The sequence below is a fragment of the Rhodococcus sp. NPDC003348 genome, assembly GCF_053589375.1.
This window is the reverse complement of record NZ_JBSFRT010000002.1, coordinates 32,403-48,328: the sequence shown is the minus strand read 5'-3', so window position 1 is coordinate 48,328 and position 15,926 is coordinate 32,403. Positions and strand designations below refer to the sequence as shown.

The 15,926-nt window shown below is 69.5% G+C and carries 16 protein-coding genes; 5 read left to right on the top strand and 11 right to left on the bottom strand.

Going from position 1 to position 15,926, the window contains the following annotated elements; genetic code table 11:
• The first annotated feature begins 23 nt into the window (after positions 1-23).
• Together ACWDU4_RS01650 and fdhD are read left to right on the top strand one after the other, a co-directional pair.
• Positions 24-2,336, top strand: a complete 2,313-nt coding sequence (locus tag ACWDU4_RS01650; RefSeq protein WP_450112102.1) for an FdhF/YdeP family oxidoreductase — start codon at positions 24-26, stop codon at positions 2,334-2,336.
• Positions 2,336-3,160: a formate dehydrogenase accessory sulfurtransferase FdhD gene (gene fdhD / locus ACWDU4_RS01645; protein WP_450112101.1), complete on the top strand. Its 825-nt coding sequence runs from the start codon at positions 2,336-2,338 to the stop codon at positions 3,158-3,160. Before ACWDU4_RS01650 ends, fdhD begins: the two co-directional genes overlap by 1 nt.
• A gap of 15 nt (positions 3,161-3,175) precedes the next feature.
• On the opposite strand, the gene ACWDU4_RS01640 is transcribed toward fdhD, so the two are convergent.
• Positions 3,176-3,610 carry a DUF6632 domain-containing protein gene (locus ACWDU4_RS01640; protein ID WP_450112100.1) on the bottom strand — a complete coding sequence of 145 codons (435 nt, stop codon included), beginning with the start codon at positions 3,608-3,610 and terminating at the stop codon, positions 3,176-3,178.
• Between the two features lie 311 nt (positions 3,611-3,921).
• Between ACWDU4_RS01640 and ACWDU4_RS01635 the strand changes: the two genes are divergently transcribed.
• Both ACWDU4_RS01635 and ACWDU4_RS01630 read left to right on the top strand, forming a co-directional pair.
• Entirely contained in the window at positions 3,922-5,598 is a 1,677-nt protein-coding gene (locus tag ACWDU4_RS01635; protein WP_450112099.1) for a DUF222 domain-containing protein, read from the top strand.
• A complete protein-coding gene (locus tag ACWDU4_RS01630; protein WP_450112098.1) occupies positions 5,556-5,816 on the top strand; it encodes a hypothetical protein in 261 nt (86 codons plus the stop codon). Before ACWDU4_RS01635 ends, ACWDU4_RS01630 begins: the two co-directional genes overlap by 43 nt.
• Before the next feature lie 3 nt (positions 5,817-5,819).
• Here the strand turns inward: ACWDU4_RS01630 and ACWDU4_RS01625 are convergent, their stop codons facing one another.
• From ACWDU4_RS01625 to ACWDU4_RS01610, 4 genes are all read right to left on the bottom strand, one after another.
• On the bottom strand, positions 5,820-6,758 hold the full coding sequence (locus ACWDU4_RS01625) for a barstar family protein (RefSeq protein WP_450112097.1): 939 nt from the start codon (positions 6,756-6,758) through the stop codon (positions 5,820-5,822).
• 62 nt (positions 6,759-6,820) lie between these two features.
• Positions 6,821-7,480, bottom strand: coding sequence for an MBL fold metallo-hydrolase (locus tag ACWDU4_RS01620; protein ID WP_450112096.1), 660 nt, complete (start codon positions 7,478-7,480; stop codon positions 6,821-6,823).
• Positions 7,480-8,568 carry an S-(hydroxymethyl)mycothiol dehydrogenase gene (locus ACWDU4_RS01615; protein ID WP_450112095.1) on the bottom strand — a complete coding sequence of 363 codons (1,089 nt, stop codon included), beginning with the start codon at positions 8,566-8,568 and terminating at the stop codon, positions 7,480-7,482. The genes ACWDU4_RS01620 and ACWDU4_RS01615 overlap by 1 nt, the downstream gene beginning before the upstream one ends.
• A 135-nt stretch (positions 8,569-8,703) precedes the next feature.
• The gene (locus ACWDU4_RS01610; protein ID WP_450112094.1) at positions 8,704-9,309 is read right to left on the bottom strand and encodes a TetR/AcrR family transcriptional regulator; all 606 of its coding nucleotides are present in this window, start codon (positions 9,307-9,309) and stop codon (positions 8,704-8,706) included.
• A gap of 120 nt (positions 9,310-9,429) precedes the next feature.
• Here ACWDU4_RS01610 and ACWDU4_RS01605 point away from each other — a divergent pair, with 120 nt between their 5' ends.
• On the top strand, positions 9,430-10,140 hold the full coding sequence (locus ACWDU4_RS01605; protein ID WP_450112093.1) for an SGNH/GDSL hydrolase family protein: 711 nt from the start codon (positions 9,430-9,432) through the stop codon (positions 10,138-10,140).
• On the opposite strand, the gene ACWDU4_RS01600 is transcribed toward ACWDU4_RS01605, so the two are convergent.
• Genes ACWDU4_RS01600 through ACWDU4_RS01575 form a run of 6 tightly spaced genes read right to left on the bottom strand, consistent with a single transcriptional unit; the run spans position 10,124 to position 15,925 of the window.
• A complete protein-coding gene (locus ACWDU4_RS01600; RefSeq protein ID WP_450112092.1) occupies positions 10,124-11,401 on the bottom strand; it encodes a LuxR C-terminal-related transcriptional regulator in 1,278 nt (425 codons plus the stop codon). The two genes, ACWDU4_RS01605 and ACWDU4_RS01600, sit on opposite strands and share 17 nt — an antisense overlap.
• Positions 11,402-11,430: 29 nt before the next feature.
• On the bottom strand, positions 11,431-12,894 hold the full coding sequence (locus ACWDU4_RS01595; RefSeq protein ID WP_450112091.1) for an aldehyde dehydrogenase family protein: 1,464 nt from the start codon (positions 12,892-12,894) through the stop codon (positions 11,431-11,433).
• Positions 12,891-13,538 (bottom strand): HD domain-containing protein, encoded by a 648-nt coding sequence (locus ACWDU4_RS01590; protein ID WP_450112090.1) that lies wholly within the window; start codon positions 13,536-13,538, stop codon positions 12,891-12,893. Before ACWDU4_RS01590 ends, ACWDU4_RS01595 begins: the two co-directional genes overlap by 4 nt.
• Before the next feature lie 2 nt (positions 13,539-13,540).
• Positions 13,541-14,842 carry an NAD(P)/FAD-dependent oxidoreductase gene (locus ACWDU4_RS01585; protein WP_450112089.1) on the bottom strand — a complete coding sequence of 434 codons (1,302 nt, stop codon included), beginning with the start codon at positions 14,840-14,842 and terminating at the stop codon, positions 13,541-13,543.
• 2 nt (positions 14,843-14,844) lie between these two features.
• Positions 14,845-15,165 carry a 2Fe-2S iron-sulfur cluster-binding protein gene (locus tag ACWDU4_RS01580; RefSeq protein ID WP_450112088.1) on the bottom strand — a complete coding sequence of 107 codons (321 nt, stop codon included), beginning with the start codon at positions 15,163-15,165 and terminating at the stop codon, positions 14,845-14,847.
• Between the two features lie 13 nt (positions 15,166-15,178).
• Positions 15,179-15,925: an SDR family NAD(P)-dependent oxidoreductase gene (locus tag ACWDU4_RS01575; protein ID WP_450112087.1), complete on the bottom strand. Its 747-nt coding sequence runs from the start codon at positions 15,923-15,925 to the stop codon at positions 15,179-15,181.
• Position 15,926 lies beyond the last annotated feature (1 nt).

Here is a 15,926-nt window from a genome sequence, read left to right as displayed (position 1 = left end):
ACCGACCGGGCCAGTATGGACACATGACGCGCAGAGGCCCCGCCCAGGACATCGACGAATCCCAGCTCGTGGTGACCCACCCCAAGGACCACGCCGCCGGTGTCGAGGCCGTCGCGGTGTCGCTGCAGCGGGCCGTCGAGCAGATGGGCACGGTCCGAACGGCGCAGACGCTGACCCGACTGAACCAGCGGCACGGATTCGACTGCCCGGGATGCGCCTGGCCGGAGACCCCCGGCCACCGCAAGCCCGCCGAGTTCTGCGAGAACGGCGCCAAGGCCGTCGCCGAGGAGGCGACGCTGCGCACCGTCACCCCGGAGTTCTTCGCGGCGCACTCCGTCGCCGAACTCGCGGACAGGACGGACTACTGGCTCGGTCAGCAGGGCCGGCTCACTCACCCGATGGTGCTGCGCGAGGGCGCGACGCACTACACGCCGATCGGCTGGGACGAGGCGTACCGCCTGATCGCCGGCGAACTCCGCGCACTTCCCACACCCGACCATGCCGTCTTCTACACCTCCGGGCGCACCAGCAACGAGGCCGCGTTCCTGTACCAGCTGATGATCCGCAGCTACGGCACCAACAACCTGCCGGACTGCTCGAACATGTGCCATGAGTCGTCGGGCAGCGCGCTGTCCGAGTCCATCGGTATCGGCAAGGGGTCGGTGACGGTTCCCGACCTCGAGTTCGCCGACCTGATCCTGATCGCGGGTCAGAACCCCGGCACCAACCATCCCCGGATGCTCTCCACCCTGGAGGCCGCGAAGGGCAACGGCGCGAAGATCATCGCGATCAACCCGCTGCCCGAGGCGGGCCTGCTGCGATTCAAGGACCCGCAGAAGGTCGGCGGCGTGGTCGGCCGCGGTGTCGACATCGCCGACGAGTTCCTGCAGATCCGGCTCGGCGGCGACATGGCCCTGTTCCGCGGGCTGGCGCGGCTGCTGTTCGAGGCAGACGACGCCGCACCGGGCACCGTCGTGGACCGGGCGTTCGTGGACGAGCACTGTGCCGGGTTCGAGGAGTACGAGCGCGCAGCCCGCACCGTCGACCTCGACACCGTCCTCGGGGCCACCGGCCTGACGATGACCCAGTTGCGGGAGACGGCCGACGCCCTGATTCGCTCGCAGCGCACGATCGCCTGCTGGGCAATGGGTCTGACGCAGCAGACCCACGGTGTGGCGACCATCCAGGAGATCACCAACCTGCTACTGATGCGCGGCATGATGGGCAAGCCCGGCGCCGGCGTCTGCCCCGTGCGCGGTCACTCGAACGTGCAGGGCGACCGCACGATGGGGATCTGGGAGAAGGCCCCGGACTCGTTCCTCGACGCCCTCGATCGCGAGTTCGGGATCACCAGTCCTCGCAAGCACGGCCTCGACACCGTCGACGCGATCCGGGCCATGCGCGACGGCAAGGCCGGTGTGTTCGTGGCGATGGGCGGTAACTTCATCCGCGCGACCCCGGACACCGCTGCGACGGAGGACGCGCTGCGCCGGTGCCGCTTGACGGTGCAGGTCTCCACCAAGCTGAATCGTTCGCACGTGGTCACCGGCACCACCGCGCTGATCCTGCCCACCCTGGGCCGCACCGACAAGGACATCCAGGCGAGCGGGAAACAGGTTGTCTCCGTAGAGGACTCGATGTCGATGGTGCACCTGTCCCGCGGCAACCTGACGCCGGTGAGCGAGCACCTGCGCAGTGAGGTCGCGATCGTCTGCGACCTGGCCCTCGAGTTGCTCGGCGCCGGCCACAGCGTCCCGTGGGCGTCCCTGTCCGCCGACTACGACCGGATCCGGGATGCCATCTCCCGGGTGGTGCCCGGCTGCGAGAACTACAACGAGCGGGTGCGCCGGCCGGACGGCTTCCAGTTGCCGCATCCGCCGCGCGATCGCCGCGAATTCCCCACGCACACCGGCAAGGCGAACTTCGTGACCGGCGAACTGCAGTGGGTGCCGACCCCGCCCGGGCGGCTGATCCTGCAGACACTGCGCAGCCACGACCAGTACAACACCACCATCTACGGCCTCGACGACCGCTACCGTGGCGTCAAGGGCGGCAGGCGCGTCGTGTTCGTCTCGGCGGCCGACCTCGTGGACCTGAATCTGATCGACGGGTCCCGGGTCGACATCGTCTCCGAGTGGACGGCGGTCGACGGCACCGTCGAGGAACGCCGGGTGCACGACTTCCGGGTGGTCGAGTACTCGACCCCGAAGGGCAACGCCGCCGCCTACTATCCCGAGACCAATCCGTTGATCCCGCTCGATCATGTTGCCGCGAAGTCCAACACGCCGGTCTCCAAGGCCGTCGTCGTGCGCCTGGAGCCGGTCGGGGGCAACTGATGGGACGCGTCACCGCCCGGCGGTCGGTACTTCGGATCGGGCCGACCGGCACGGTCCGCCGACCGGACAGCCTCGCCGTCGAGGAACCGCTGGAGATCCGGATGGCCGGTCGGTCGCTGGCGGTCACCATGCGCACCCCGGGCAACGACATCGACCTGGTGCACGGGTTCCTGCTCGGCGAGGGGATCATCCGGTCCGCCCGGGACATCTCGGTGATCCGCTACTGCGACGGTGTCGACGAGGAGGGCGCGAACACCTACAACGTCCTCGATGTCGCACTTGCGCCCGGCGTACCGGAACCGGTTGTCGCGCAGCGCAATTTCCTGAGCACGTCCGCGTGTGGGGTGTGCGGGAAGGCGTCGCTCGACGCGGTGCGGGTGCGGGCGCCGTACGTGCTGGCCGACTCGCCCCTGACCGTCCCGGCGGACGTGCTGGCCTCGCTGCCGGACGCGATGCGGTCCCGGCAGCGGGTGTTCGATTCAACCGGTGGCCTGCACGCGGCCGGACTGTTCACCGCCGACGGGGCGTTGCTGGCGTTGCGGGAGGACGTCGGCAGGCACAACGCCGTCGACAAGGTCCTCGGCTGGGCGCTGACCGAGGGCCGGGTGCCGCTGTCCGAGGCGATCCTCGCGGTCAGCGGACGGGCCTCGTTCGAGCTGGTGCAGAAGGCCGTCGTGGCGGGGGTGCCGATGCTGACCGCGGTCTCGGCGCCGTCGTCGCTCGCGGTCGACCTCGCCGCGGAGTCCGGCCTGACACTGGTCGGGTTCCTCCGCGGCGAGACCATGAACGTCTACACCGGGGAGCAGCGGATCAAGCTGCCGTGACGGTGGTCGCCGATCTCAGGTCGGGCCATCGGCCACCTCGTTCGTACGTCGGACGGGAGGAGGTTGCCCGAGGCCGGAAGACCGAACGAGGACCGCCAGCACAATTGCCGCAAGCAGCAGCGCCGGGACATCTCCCCACAGGTGTCCCAGATGGTCGCCATCGCCGAAGGACTGCACCGCCATGATTGCGGCGTGGACGACGCTCGACCACACAGCGAACCAGATCAAGCTGATATTGGCCTCGGGACGTCGCGCCGCGTTGCAGAGGAAGGCGCCCAGCGTCACGTACAGACCGACGATCATCATGAAGTAGTTGGACTCGTGAGGGGCACCGGGTTCCCATGCCCACCCCGACGGCCACACCACGGCCAGCGGATAGAGAAGAATCATCGCCGCGCCGACGACGACGAGCGCGATCCGAAGAAGTCTGTAGCTGTACGAAGATGCCATTGCGCGCTCCAAGGGGATACGGGCTCGAGGGCATTTCCAGGACCGTCAAAGGCGATCGTGGAACCACGCTACGCGGGGTGGCGCCGATCAGGCGTGAGTCCAGTCATACACGCCGCGATGGACAGTTCGGCGGGAAGGTCAGGATCGATCTTCCGGGTTGCGCCACCTGGAGTTCGGACTCGAGTTCTGTCGCCGGGAAGAGATGCGCGAGAGGGTGCACCCTACGAAGAGATCTGGCGCTGACGGAATCGAAGCCAGACGGCATCGAAGATTCCCGATACGTGTCGGACCGTCGGGGTAGAATCGAATACATGTTCGAGTCGGGGGTCGAGCTCAGGGGTGGCGGGCAGATGTCGACCGACGCCGTTCTGTTGGCCACGGTCACGGACAGCTCCAGGGTCGAGAACCAGGCGGCGGCGCGCAAGGTGCTGGCCGCGGGCGCACTGTGGGATGCCTGGATCGAACGGGATGTCGAGCTGGGGTCGGGGAAGATCACCGACTGCGGCAATGCGGCGATCGCGGAGCTCGCGGTGCGCCTGGGGTGTTCGAAGACGGTGGCCGAGTCGTTCGCGGCTCTCGGGATCGACTTGCGGTTGCGGCTGCCACGCACCCGCGCCGCCTTCGAGGCCGGGGATCTGGATCTTGCTCGGGCGCGAGCGATCTCGCGGGAGACGGCGGGACTGTCGGCGGCGACGGTGACGGCACTCGAACCGCAGATCCTGGCCGCGGCACGGCACCTTTCACCGGGACCGCTGGCCGGCGAGATCGAACGCCTCGTCGCCGCGCACAGTCCCGACGAGGCCGCCGAGCAGCGGGAGGATGTTCAGCGGTTCTCACGGCGGGTCGTCAAGCGGTCCGGGCGGGGTGGTTCGACGGTCGAGGTGACGGTCACCCCGCAGGAGGGTGAGGCGTTCATGCAGTTGGTCGCCGAGTTCGCCGGGACGGTGTGCCGTCACGACCGGCGCGGCGCCCAGGAGAAGCTGGTCGATTCGGTGATGGCGCTCGCGCACCGCGAGCCGTACCTCGAGTGCACCTGCGGCCGCGACGACTGCGACGCCGCGAAAACGAAGGCGCTGCCCGGGCGGCGGGCGCCCCTCACCCAGATCACCGTGGACCTGCCGACACTGCTCGGGTTGCTGTCCGAGCCCGCCCACCTGCACGGCCACGGCCTGATAGATCCGGTCCTGGCACGCCAGTTGGCGGCGAACGGGACCTGGCAGGCGATGCTCACCGAGATCCTCGAACTAGCCGAGGAACTCGGCCTCGTCGAGCACAGAGACGACGACAGGACCAAGCACCGCGACGAGGATGGACACCCCCACCGGGTGCAGGACGAGGCCGCCGGCGCGGACAACGAGCGTCGAACCACAAACGGAGCGACCGAGACGCACACCGACAAGGGGTCGACCGGCATGGAGGATTCTGCTACCGGCAGCGTTCACGAGACTTCTGATGGTGACGGCGCGACCGCGCACGGTTCATCCACGAAAGACGCCGTTGACGAGACGGCGAGCGACTCACCGACTCCAAACCCTCAACATGCACCGCCACACACCGCGGCATCTCCACCGCCCAGGTTCTGCGTGCGCTCGTTCCTCACCCGCGGCAGCCGACGCACGGCCGGACCGGTACCCGATCGCGGCGGCACCTCCGTGGAACCGCCACCCCCACCGATGGTCCCGACGAGTGTCGGCACCATGGCCGAGGCGATTCTCGCTGCCGTGCGCGCAAACCCGTCGCTCGCCTGGGGAACGCTTCGCGACGGGCACGGCGGGCTGATCGCGCCGCCCGCCGGCGCGCTGACCTACCGGCCCGACGCCGCCACCGCCGCGCCCGCGACCGCCACTGCCGGTTCCCCGGCTGCACCCGTCCCGCGGCCCAGTGCCAACTCGACCACATCGTCGAACACCTCGCCTGGGACCCGGTCGCGGGAGGCTGGACCATCGTGTCGAACCTGCAGTGCCTGTGCGCATTCCACCATCAGCTGAAGACACTCGGCCTGTGGCGGGTGGTCGCCCTCGGCGACTCCCGCACCACCGGACACGCGTTGCTGTGGACCTCCACACTCGGCACCACGACAGTCACCCTCCCCGGCGGAGCAACCGGCACCCCCGACCCGACCGGCCCGCGCCCCCGCATCACCGGCCGCCGCGGCGGACCGACGGTGTCGGTCACCATGCCGATCGACGATGCGCCACCGTTCTGACGCTCACGCGAGGTCCGGAAACCGCTGGATCGCGGTCTCCCGCGCCTCGGTCCCGGCAGCGTGATACCCGGAGATCAACTGGTCGAAGCGCATTCCCACATCGTGCAGAACGTGCACGATCCGGTCGGCGAGCAGGTTGTGGTCCCCTTCGCCGCGAAGGCCCACCGACACGTCCCACAGCCGGGTGCCGGGAGGCGCCGGCTCTGGCCGATGGGCCGCGTGGAACTCCGCGAGCCGCTCGGGTACCGGTACCGGTTCGAGGATCTGCCAGCGGCCGAGGGGGTCGAGGGTGTCGGCGAGGACCTCACGCAACCTGGCGACGTACTCGACGGCCCCGACCTCTGTCGCGTAGATCTGCAGCTCGTTCTCGACGACGTCGCCGTCGTGGAACGGTGCCGGCGGATCGGGCTCGACATCCCACAGCGGGCCCGTGAGAACACTCTCACTCCCGACCCGTTCCAGATCGGCGGCGGTCGACTCGACCAGGCACAGCATCGGATGTCCGCAGAGCGCGGCGAGCCGCGCGTGCCGGGCGAAGATGTCCAGGAGCGTGTTCGCGTTCCACCGATCCAGTTCGACGAGGGAGTCGAAGCCCGCGATCGAGAGCACCGTTCCGGTGCTCGCCGGATCGCTTCCGTAGACGAATTCGGCGACGTCGTACAGAACATCGTTGAACGCGGCAGGGTTTCGGCCGTAGTAGGCGGGAAAGGACATCGCCGACGCGAGCGCGTCGTGCAGGTCGTCGACCGTTGTCCACGCCCTCCCGTCGATCCGGTGCACGAGATAGCCCAGTCCGGCGAGCCGGTTGCCCGCACTGTCGAGGCCGAAGCGGGTCGGGTATCGGAACACGCAGCCGTTCTGCAGCAGCGCCCAGTCGAACCGCTGCCGCTGCTCGACGAACAGGCTCCGGTCGGTCGGATCGAACAGGGACTCTCGCGCCATCACCGCAGCCTACGGGCCCCGTACCGCCGGAACCGGCAGCACGGGGCCCGTCACGGCGAAACTCAGCTACCGCGCTTGATCCACTCTTCGAGGTGCGGGGACTCGGTGCCGATCGTGGTGCCGTCGCCGTGACCGGTGTGCACCTTGGTCTCGGCGGGCAGCGCGAACAGCTTGTCGCGGATCGAGCCGATGATCGTCGGGAAGTCCGAGTAGGACCGCCCGGTCGCACCCGGGCCGCCCGAGAACAGGGTGTCGCCGGTGAACAGCTCCCCCGCCTCCGGCAGGTACAGGCAGGTCGAGCCCGGCGAGTGGCCGGGAGTTGCGATCGCCTGGATGTCGGTGCCCGCCACCGTGATCCGCTGCCCGTCCTCGAGGGTGCCGTGCGCGACGCCGGGATGGGTCATCTCCCAGAGCACGTCGTCGGCAGGGCTGAGCAGGATCGGCGCGTCGAGCCGCTCGGACAGCTCCGGCGCGACGGTGACGTGGTCGTTGTGCCCGTGCGTGCACACGATCGCGACAACCTTCCGGCCACCGACTGCATCGATGATCGGCTGCGCCGTGTGGGCGGCGTCGACGATCACGACCTCGGAGTCGTCGCCGATCAGCCAGATGTTGTTGTCGACGTCCCAGGTGCCGCCGTCGAGACTGAACGTCCCCGACGTGACGACCCGGTCGACCCGCAGGGCGCCACTGTGTCGATTCCCCGTCGCGTCGCTCGCCATTACAGGACCACCACCGAACGCAGCACCTCACCGCGGTGCATCGACTCGAACGCCTCCTCGACCTGATCGAGAGCGATCCGCTCGGTGACGAACTTCTCCAGCGGCAGCCTGCCCTGCTGGTACAGGTCGACGAGCATCGGGAAGTCACGCTCGGGCAGGCAGTCGCCGTACCACGACGACTTCAGCGATCCGCCGCGCGAGAAGAAATCGACCAGCGGCATCTCGAGGGTCATGTCCGGGGTGGGGACACCGACGAGGACGACGGTGCCGGCCAGGTCGCGGGCGTAGAAGGCCTGCTTCCAGGTCTCGGGACGGCCGACGGCATCGACGACGACGTCGGCGCCGAAGCCGCCGGTCAGCTCCTGCACGGCCTCGACCACGTCGTCGACCTCGGTGGCGTTGATGGTGTGGGTGGCACCGAGGTCGGTGGCCCACTCGAGCTTCTTGGGGTCGCGGTCGATCGCGATGATCGTGCCCGCGCCGGCCAGGCGCGAGCCCATGATCGCGGCATCGCCGACACCGCCGCAGCCGATGACGGCGACCGAGTCGCCGCGGCCGACGTTGCCGGTGTTCATCGCGGCACCCATGCCGGCCATCACGCCGCAGCCGAGCAGGCCGACGACGGCCGGGTCGGCGGACGGATCGACCTTGGTGCACTGACCGGCGTGGACGAGGGTCTTGTCGGCGAACGCGCCGATGCCGAGCGCCGGGGTCAGCTCGGTGCCGTCCTCGAGAGTCATCTTCTGGGTGGCGTTGAAGGTGTCGAAGCAGTACTGCGGACGGCCTCGCTTGCAGGCGCGACACTGGCCACAGACGGCCCGCCAGTTCAGCACGACGAAGTCACCGACGGCGACGGAATCGACTCCCTCACCGACACTTTCGACCACACCCGCGGCCTCGTGACCGAGCAGGAACGGGTACTCGTCGTTGATGCCGCCCTCACGGTAGGTCAGGTCGGTGTGGCAGACGCCGCAGGCGGCGACCGCGACCACGACCTCGCCCGGGCCGGGGTCGGGAATCGTGATCGGGACGATCTCCACCGGTGCGCCCTTCGAGCGCGCGATCACGCCTCGTACCTGCTGCGGCATGGCCTGGTCTCCTCACCTTGTCGACATGCGGGTGCACACATTGCGATACCCGCATGTCGACCGTAGCCCGATCACCCACGTCGGCGACCTGACCGAAAGGATGGTTCCACCTAGCCGAAATGCCAGACGGCCCGCCTACAGGCCCCCGAGGATCCGACCGAGGATCGCCTGCGCCCGCTCGATCGCCTCACCGTCGTCCATCCGCAGGGCGGTGTTCAGCGCGCCGAGAACCGCGTCGATCTCGAACGCCACCTCCCCCGGCGACGGCACGCCGTGGCCCGCGTCTTCCTGCGCGCATGCAACCTCACCTTCCAGCAGGGCGAGCCATTCCACGCGATCGCGGGCCAGGGCGTCCCGAACGGCGCCCGGCCTGCTGTCGAATTCGGCGATCGTCGCCGCGCGGAAGCATCCGCCCGGGAAGACCGGTTCGCTCACGTACTCGAACCACCGCTCGATCAGCGCCCTCAGCCGAGGCAGTCCCGGCTCCTCCACGAGGGCGGGGCGCACGATGCGCTCGACGAACACCTCCCGAGCCGCCTGCACGGCCGCGAGTTGCAGTTTCTCCTTGGTGCCGAACAACGTCGCGACACCACTCTTGCTGAGACCGAGATCGGCGGCGAGCCGCCCGAGACTCAGCCCGGTCAACCCCTCGACCGATGCGACGTCGGCGGCGTGCCGAGCGATGGAGGCACGCGCCCGCGCGCCTTTGAGCAGCCTGCCGTCGGTGGTCGTGTCGCTCACGTGTCCATCCTTCCAGGTCTTGCCAAAGCACACGAACGATCGTACTTTAATTACACGATCGATCGTACGTTTTGTTTCCGAGTGCCGATCCGGGCACCGCGAACCCCAGGAGCGATGATCATGACCGACACCCTTACCGTTCCGGCCGGACTCACCGAGGCGACCGACCCGTACTGCCTTCCCCAGCAGGATCTCGGCGAACTCCTCGCCGGTGCCCCGTGGCGGAGGTTCGCCGTCCTCGGCGACTCGATCGCCGAGGGCATCGGCGATCCCAGCCCGGGATACGCGACCGTCTCGTGGGCGGATCGGGTCGCGAACTCGCTGCGGACCGCCCAGCCCGACCTCGCCTACCTGAACACCGGCCGGATGGGTGCCACCAGCGCCCGGGTGCTGGACACCCAGATCGAACCCGTCTCCGACTTCGCACCCGACCTGGTGCACATCACCTGCGGCGCGAACGACCTGTGGTCCCCGGACGCCGACCTCGCCGCGATGCGCGCCAACGTCACGACCGTCTTCGATCGGGTCGCAGCCACCGGCGCCGCCATCACCACGCTCACGTTCGCCGACAACTTCCGCGGACCGCGACTACAGGCGATACGCGAGCGGATGATCGTCCTCAACGACACGATGCGGGAACTGGCCGGCCGGTACGACGCCGTCTGTGTCGACCTCTGGCAGCACCCGATGCGCCTGCGCCCGAATCTCCTCAGCGCCGACGGTATCCACTTCTCGATGAGCGGCCACGCAGTGCTGGCAACGGAAATGGTGCGCGCGCTGCACACCCGGATCACGAGACAGGCCGCGGACGCGCTCAGGGCGCGGCCTTGACCCCCGCGTCGGCGGCCAGCGCCGCGGCCTCGCCGCGGGTGCCGACCTCGAGCTTGCGCAGCACCGCCGCCACGTGGAACTTCACGGTGCTCTCGCTGACCTGCAAGCGCTCCGCGATCACCCGGTTGCGCCTGCCGGCGACGAGGTGTTCGAGCACCTCGATCTCGCGCGGACCGAGCACCGACAGGGCGTGACTGCCCTCCCCCGACTCGGCGTGGTCCAGCGGCAGAGTCGCCGACAGTCGGGAGCCCCACCCCGGGGTCGACTCGGATTCGTATGTGCCGCCGAGGGTTTCGACGCGCGGGCGCAGCTGCCGGGCGAGTTCGGCCAGGTCGACGGCGCCGCGGCCGTCGTCCCGGACGTCGATCAGCAGATTCGCGCCGTCACAGTCCCAGGCCACCCGCACGCGACCGAGGTCGGGCTGCACCACCAGCCCGAGCACCGCACCGCGCACCACGGCCCGCGCCGCGTGCGCGACCTCGCCGGGCAGACCCCGTCCGCCGACCGGCGGGTCGACGAACTCGACGCCGACGCCCTCGGGCACCAGGCCCCGGAGCTCTCCCCGCAGGCGGGCGAACGCGGTGGTCACCGCCTCTTCGGCCATCGCGCGGTGCTGGTCGACGGCGGTGCGGAGGCCGATCAGCGCGGAAGTCGCCGACTCCCGCGCGGTCGCCCGCGCGCGGGTGTCGTCGAGGTCGGGCGACCGCAGGGTCGCGAGGATGGTCTCCAGTGTCGCGGCGTGCGCCTGAGTGAGTTCGGCGACGGTGCGGGCCCGTTCGGCGGACGCGGCCCGCGACTCGGCCAGGTAGGCGGGGCTGGCGTGCCGCACCTGCAACTGGATGCCGAGGGCGACGACGGAGAACAGGGCGCCGAGCAGGTCGGTGTCGACCTCGGCCTTACCGCGTGGGATCACCACCAGAAGGGTGTCCGTGCGGTCGAGGATCGCGTGCACCGGGTGTTCCCGTCCGCCAAGCACCGCGGTTCCGCGGTGGACGATCGACGAATCGGGTTGCGCCGGACCGAGTTCGGTACGCAGCCGGTCGAGTTCTGCCACGGTGACCCGGTCCACGATCCGCGGGTCGCCTGCGACCTTGCGCGGCCGGCCGGTGCACTCCCGGGTGAAGATCACCAGGGCCGAATGCGGCACCAACGGCGCCACCAGCGGCGAGAACCTGCGCCCGATCTCCGGTAGCGGCCCGACCAGCACGCCGCGCAGCGCGTCGAGTCGGTCCACCTCGGTGCCGCGGGTCGAACTGCTCACCCGCGGCACCTTAGTCGACACCTGGATGCTCAGCCGGCCCGGTGCACGGACTGCGGGGTCAGGTAGGCGCCGAGCCCCTCCACTCCGAACTCCACACCCAACCCCGAGTCGTGGCGCCCACCGAACGGCGCACTGTGGTTCGAGGCGAAGAAGTTCACGCCGACCGAACCGGTGTCCATGCGTCGCGCCACCCGCATCGCGGCGTCGGTGTCGCGCCCGAAGACGAGTCCGCCCAGGCCGAACTCGGTGTCGTTGGCCAGTGCCACCGCCTCGTCGACGGTGTCGTACGAAAGCACGACGACGACCGGCCCGAAGACCTCTTCACGGGCGATCCGCATCCCGGGCGTCACGTCCGCGAACACCGTCGGCTGGACGAACCAGCCGCGTTCGACGTCGGCCCTCGCGCCACCGGTCGTGGCGCGGGCGCCTTCCTCGTGTGCCGACTCGAGGTGATCGAGGACGATGTCGAACTGCGCCCGGGTCGCTGCGGGACCGAAGACGGTGTCCTCGTCGAACGGGTCACCCTGCTTGCCTGCGGCGACGGTCCGGGTGACCATGTCGACCACCTCGTCGTAGCGCTGCGCGGGAGCGAGGATGCGTGTGGAGATGTAGCAGGTCTGCCCGGTGTTGCGCATGCAGGACCGGATCAGCACCTCGGACATCGCGTCCAGGTCCGCATCGGGGAGCACGATCGCCGACGACTTCCCACCGAGCTCGAGGGTCACCGGGCGCAGGAGCTCGCCGCACGCGGCGGCGATCCTCCGACCGACGGGTGTCGACCCGGTGAAGGCCACCTTCCGTACCAGCGGGTGCCGCACCAGGCGGTCGCCGACCTTCCCGGAACCGGTCACCAGGTTGATCACCCCCGGCGGCAGACCCGCGGCCAGTGCCGCGTCGACGACGAACCGGATCGACAGCGGCGTCGGCGACGCCGGCTTGATCACCACGGTGCAGCCCGCGATCAGTGCCGGCGCCAGCTTGGCCACGACCAGGTTGATCGGGAAGTTCCACGGCGCGATGAGCGCACACACCCCGATCGGATCGCGATACACCGCCGTCTCGCCGGGCCGGTTCGGGTAGGGGCGCACGTCCTCGGACTCGAGGTACGACGCCAGCGACGCGAAGTACCGGAAGATGCCCGCCGCGTTCGTCGCCGCGCCCGCCGTCTCGGCGATCGGACTGCCGTTCTCGCGGGTGTTGGTCCACGACATCGGTGCTGCCCGCTTCTCGATCTCGTCCGCCAGCCGCAGCAGGTACTCCGCGCGCACCGAGGGCGAGAGATCCGACCATCCGGCGCCACGGAAGGCCCGGTCGGCGGCCGTGACGGCGCGGTCGACGTCCTCCGGAGAGGCATCGGGCACCGAACCCCAGGTCTCCTCGGTTGTGGGATCCACGACGTCGATCCGGTCGGTGCTCGTGGCCGGTACCCATTCGCCGTCGACGAACACGTCGTCGACATGGGTGTACGGGAGCTGGACCGCCGATCGCCTCACCTCAGCACCTCGGTCTTGAGCAGGGCACGGGAGCGTGCCAACTCCGCCGCCGCGATCTCGACGGCAGCCTCGGTCTTGAGCTCCGGGACGATCTCGATCTCGAGCCGGTCGCAGTAGAGGGCCGGGGTCAGCCCGAACCACGAGGAAGCCAACGCGATTCCGGTGACGCCGAACCGCCAGAGCCGATCCGCGTCGCGCACCAGCGCGTCCTCCAGCGAGTGCGCGTCGGGCCGGGTGTCGTGACCGTCGATGATCGCGCACACCCGCTCGACGAACTCGTCGTCGTAGCCCAGCGACGGCAGCACCTCCCGGGCGATGATGCACCCCTGGCGTTCGTGCTCGTACCGGATCGCGGCCTTGCGCCAGTCGCCGCTGAACCCTTCGGAGATGATCCGGGATTCGTCGACCCGACCCCAGCCGGTGTCGTGCAGCAGGATCGCGATCCGCACGACGAGGGAGTCCGCGTGCGGGTACGCCAGGCACAGCCGCTGGGCGTAGGCGAGGGAGATCGGCAGATGGATGTCGTTGCTGCGGGCCCGGGATTCCGGCACGACGGATTTCCATACCGGATCGAGATCGGTGGGTTCGTCCGGTGCGGCGGCGATCGGCGACGTGTCGACGCTCTGGGTCGTCGGGATGCGCATGGTTACCTCTCTGACCGGGCCGTCGCCGGCGGCGCTGTCGCCGCGGGCGGGCCCTCGGTGATGATCGACTTCAGTGGTGTGGCGGCGTTCTCCGCCGGGCCGGCGGGGATGTTCGCGCCCTTGGCGAGTGCGTTCTTGACCGCCATGAAGTCGAGCGGGTGGTTGACGCAGTCGGCGGCGGTGATCTGCCCGTCCCGGTAGTACAGGACCGAGAACCGGCCCTTCTCGTCGTCGCGTCGGACGACCGTCCGGTCGTGGCCGGTGGACAGTCCGGCGATCTGCAGCTTCAGATCGCCCTGGTTCGACCAGAACCAGGGGGTCCCGGCGTATTCCGCGCGGCGGCCGGTGAGCGAGTAGGCGGCGACCTTGGCCTGTTCGATCGCATTGTTGACGCTCTCGATGCGGATCCGGTCCCCGGGCGGCGCGCCACGGACAGGGTTGGGCAGGTTCGCACAGTCGCCGACCGCGACGGTGACGCCGTCGGAGGCGAGGGCGTACTCGTCGACGCGGATTCCGTTGTCGCACTCCAGGCCCAAGGCCTCGGCCAGCTCCGTGTTCGGAAGGACGCCGATGCCGACGAGAACGATCTGCGCGGCAACGACCCGGCCGTCGGCCAGCTCCACGCCGGTGACGGCTCCCTCGGTGCCGACGATCCTGGCGATCCGGGCGTTCAGGACGACGTCGATGCCCCGACTGCGGTGCGCGTCGAGGAAGAAGCGTGAGGTCTCCGGCCCGACAGCACGGCCGATCAGTCGCGGTCCGGCCTCGAGAACCGTTGCCTTCCTGCCCATCTTGTGGGCGCTGGCCGCGGCCTCGAGCCCGATGAATCCGCCACCGATCACGACGACGTCGGTGGCGTCCGGCATCCGGGCCTTCAACGCCAGCGCGTCGTCGGCGTTGCGCAGATACAGCACTCCCCCCAGATCGGCACCGGGCACGTCGAGCCGCCGGGCCCGCGCCCCGACAGTGAGGGCGAGTCGATCGAACGCGAACCGCGCTCCCGACTCGGAACGCGCGACGCCTCCGCCGGCGTTCGTGCGGTCGATCGCAGTGATGCGTTCACCCTTGACCAGCCGGATCCGGTGCTCGTCCCAGTACTGGGCGGTGCGGAAGATCAGCGACTCGGCCGTGACCTCGCCCTGCAGGAACTCCTTGGACAGGGCGGGCCGCTGATACGGGCGGTGGTTCTCGTCTCCGAGCAACGTGATCGGCTCCTCGTAGCCGAGGGCACGCAGGGAGCCGGCCAGCTGCACCCCGGCCTGGCTCGCCCCGATGATCAGCAGACCGCCGTCGTGGTCGGCCACGGCTACACCTGCACTTCGGGAGTCCGCACGTGCAAGTCCATGTCCGCGGTGAGCTTGATCTGGCAGGACAGCCTCGAGCTGTCTTCACGAGGGGCCGCGGTCCCGTAGAGCATCTCGTCCTCCATCTCGTCCATGTCGGGCAGCGCCGCGAACTCGTCGTCGCGCACGAGGACGTGGCACGTCGCGCAGGACAGCGATCCGCCGCACTCGGCGACGATTCCCGGGACGCCGTTACGCATCGCAACCTCCATCACGGAGTCGCCGACGTTCCCGTCGAACGCGCGCGAATTCCCCTCGCAGTCGGTGTATGTGACCTTGGGCATGACTGTGTCTCTCCTAGATGAACTGGCGTCCGCCGTCGACGACGAGCGTCTGTCCGGTGATGTAGCTGCTTTCCTCGGAGGCGAGGAACAGGGCCGCGCCCACGATGTCCTCCGGCCTGCTGGCCCGTTTGATCGCTCCGCGGTCGACGCCGTAGTTCTCGGCGCCCTCGATCAGCCCGTAGCTGGCCTCGGTGAGGGTGAACCCCGGTGCGATGGCGTTGACGGTGATGGACCGCCGACCGAGTTCCTTGGCCATCACCCGGGTCATCGCCACCACTCCACCCTTGGAGGCGACGTAGTGCATCCACTGCTCGGACCCGCTGTAGACGGTCGCCGACGAGACGTTGACGACGCGGGATCCGGACTCCAGGTACGGACTGCACGCCCGCGCACACATCCACGGCCCCTTGAGGTTGACCGCCATCACCCGGTCCCATTCGGCGGGGTCGATCTGCTCGAAGGGGCTGCGGGTGACCCCCGCGTAGATCGCGGCGTTGTTGACCAGCACGTCGATGCTGCCGCCACCGAACTCGGCGACGGCCGCGGCCATCGCGTCCGTGGAGTCGACGGAGGTGACGTCCACGGTGAGGGCGGTTGCCTCGGCACCGAGGTCACCGGCCAGACGCGCGGTCTCCTGCGCGCCTGCGCCGTCGATGTCGGCGACGGCGACCCGGTGGCCGCGCCCGGCGAAGCCGAGTGCGAAGGCGCGCCCGAGTCCGCCTGCGCCGCCGGTGATCAGCACGGTTCTCGCGGTCGTCATC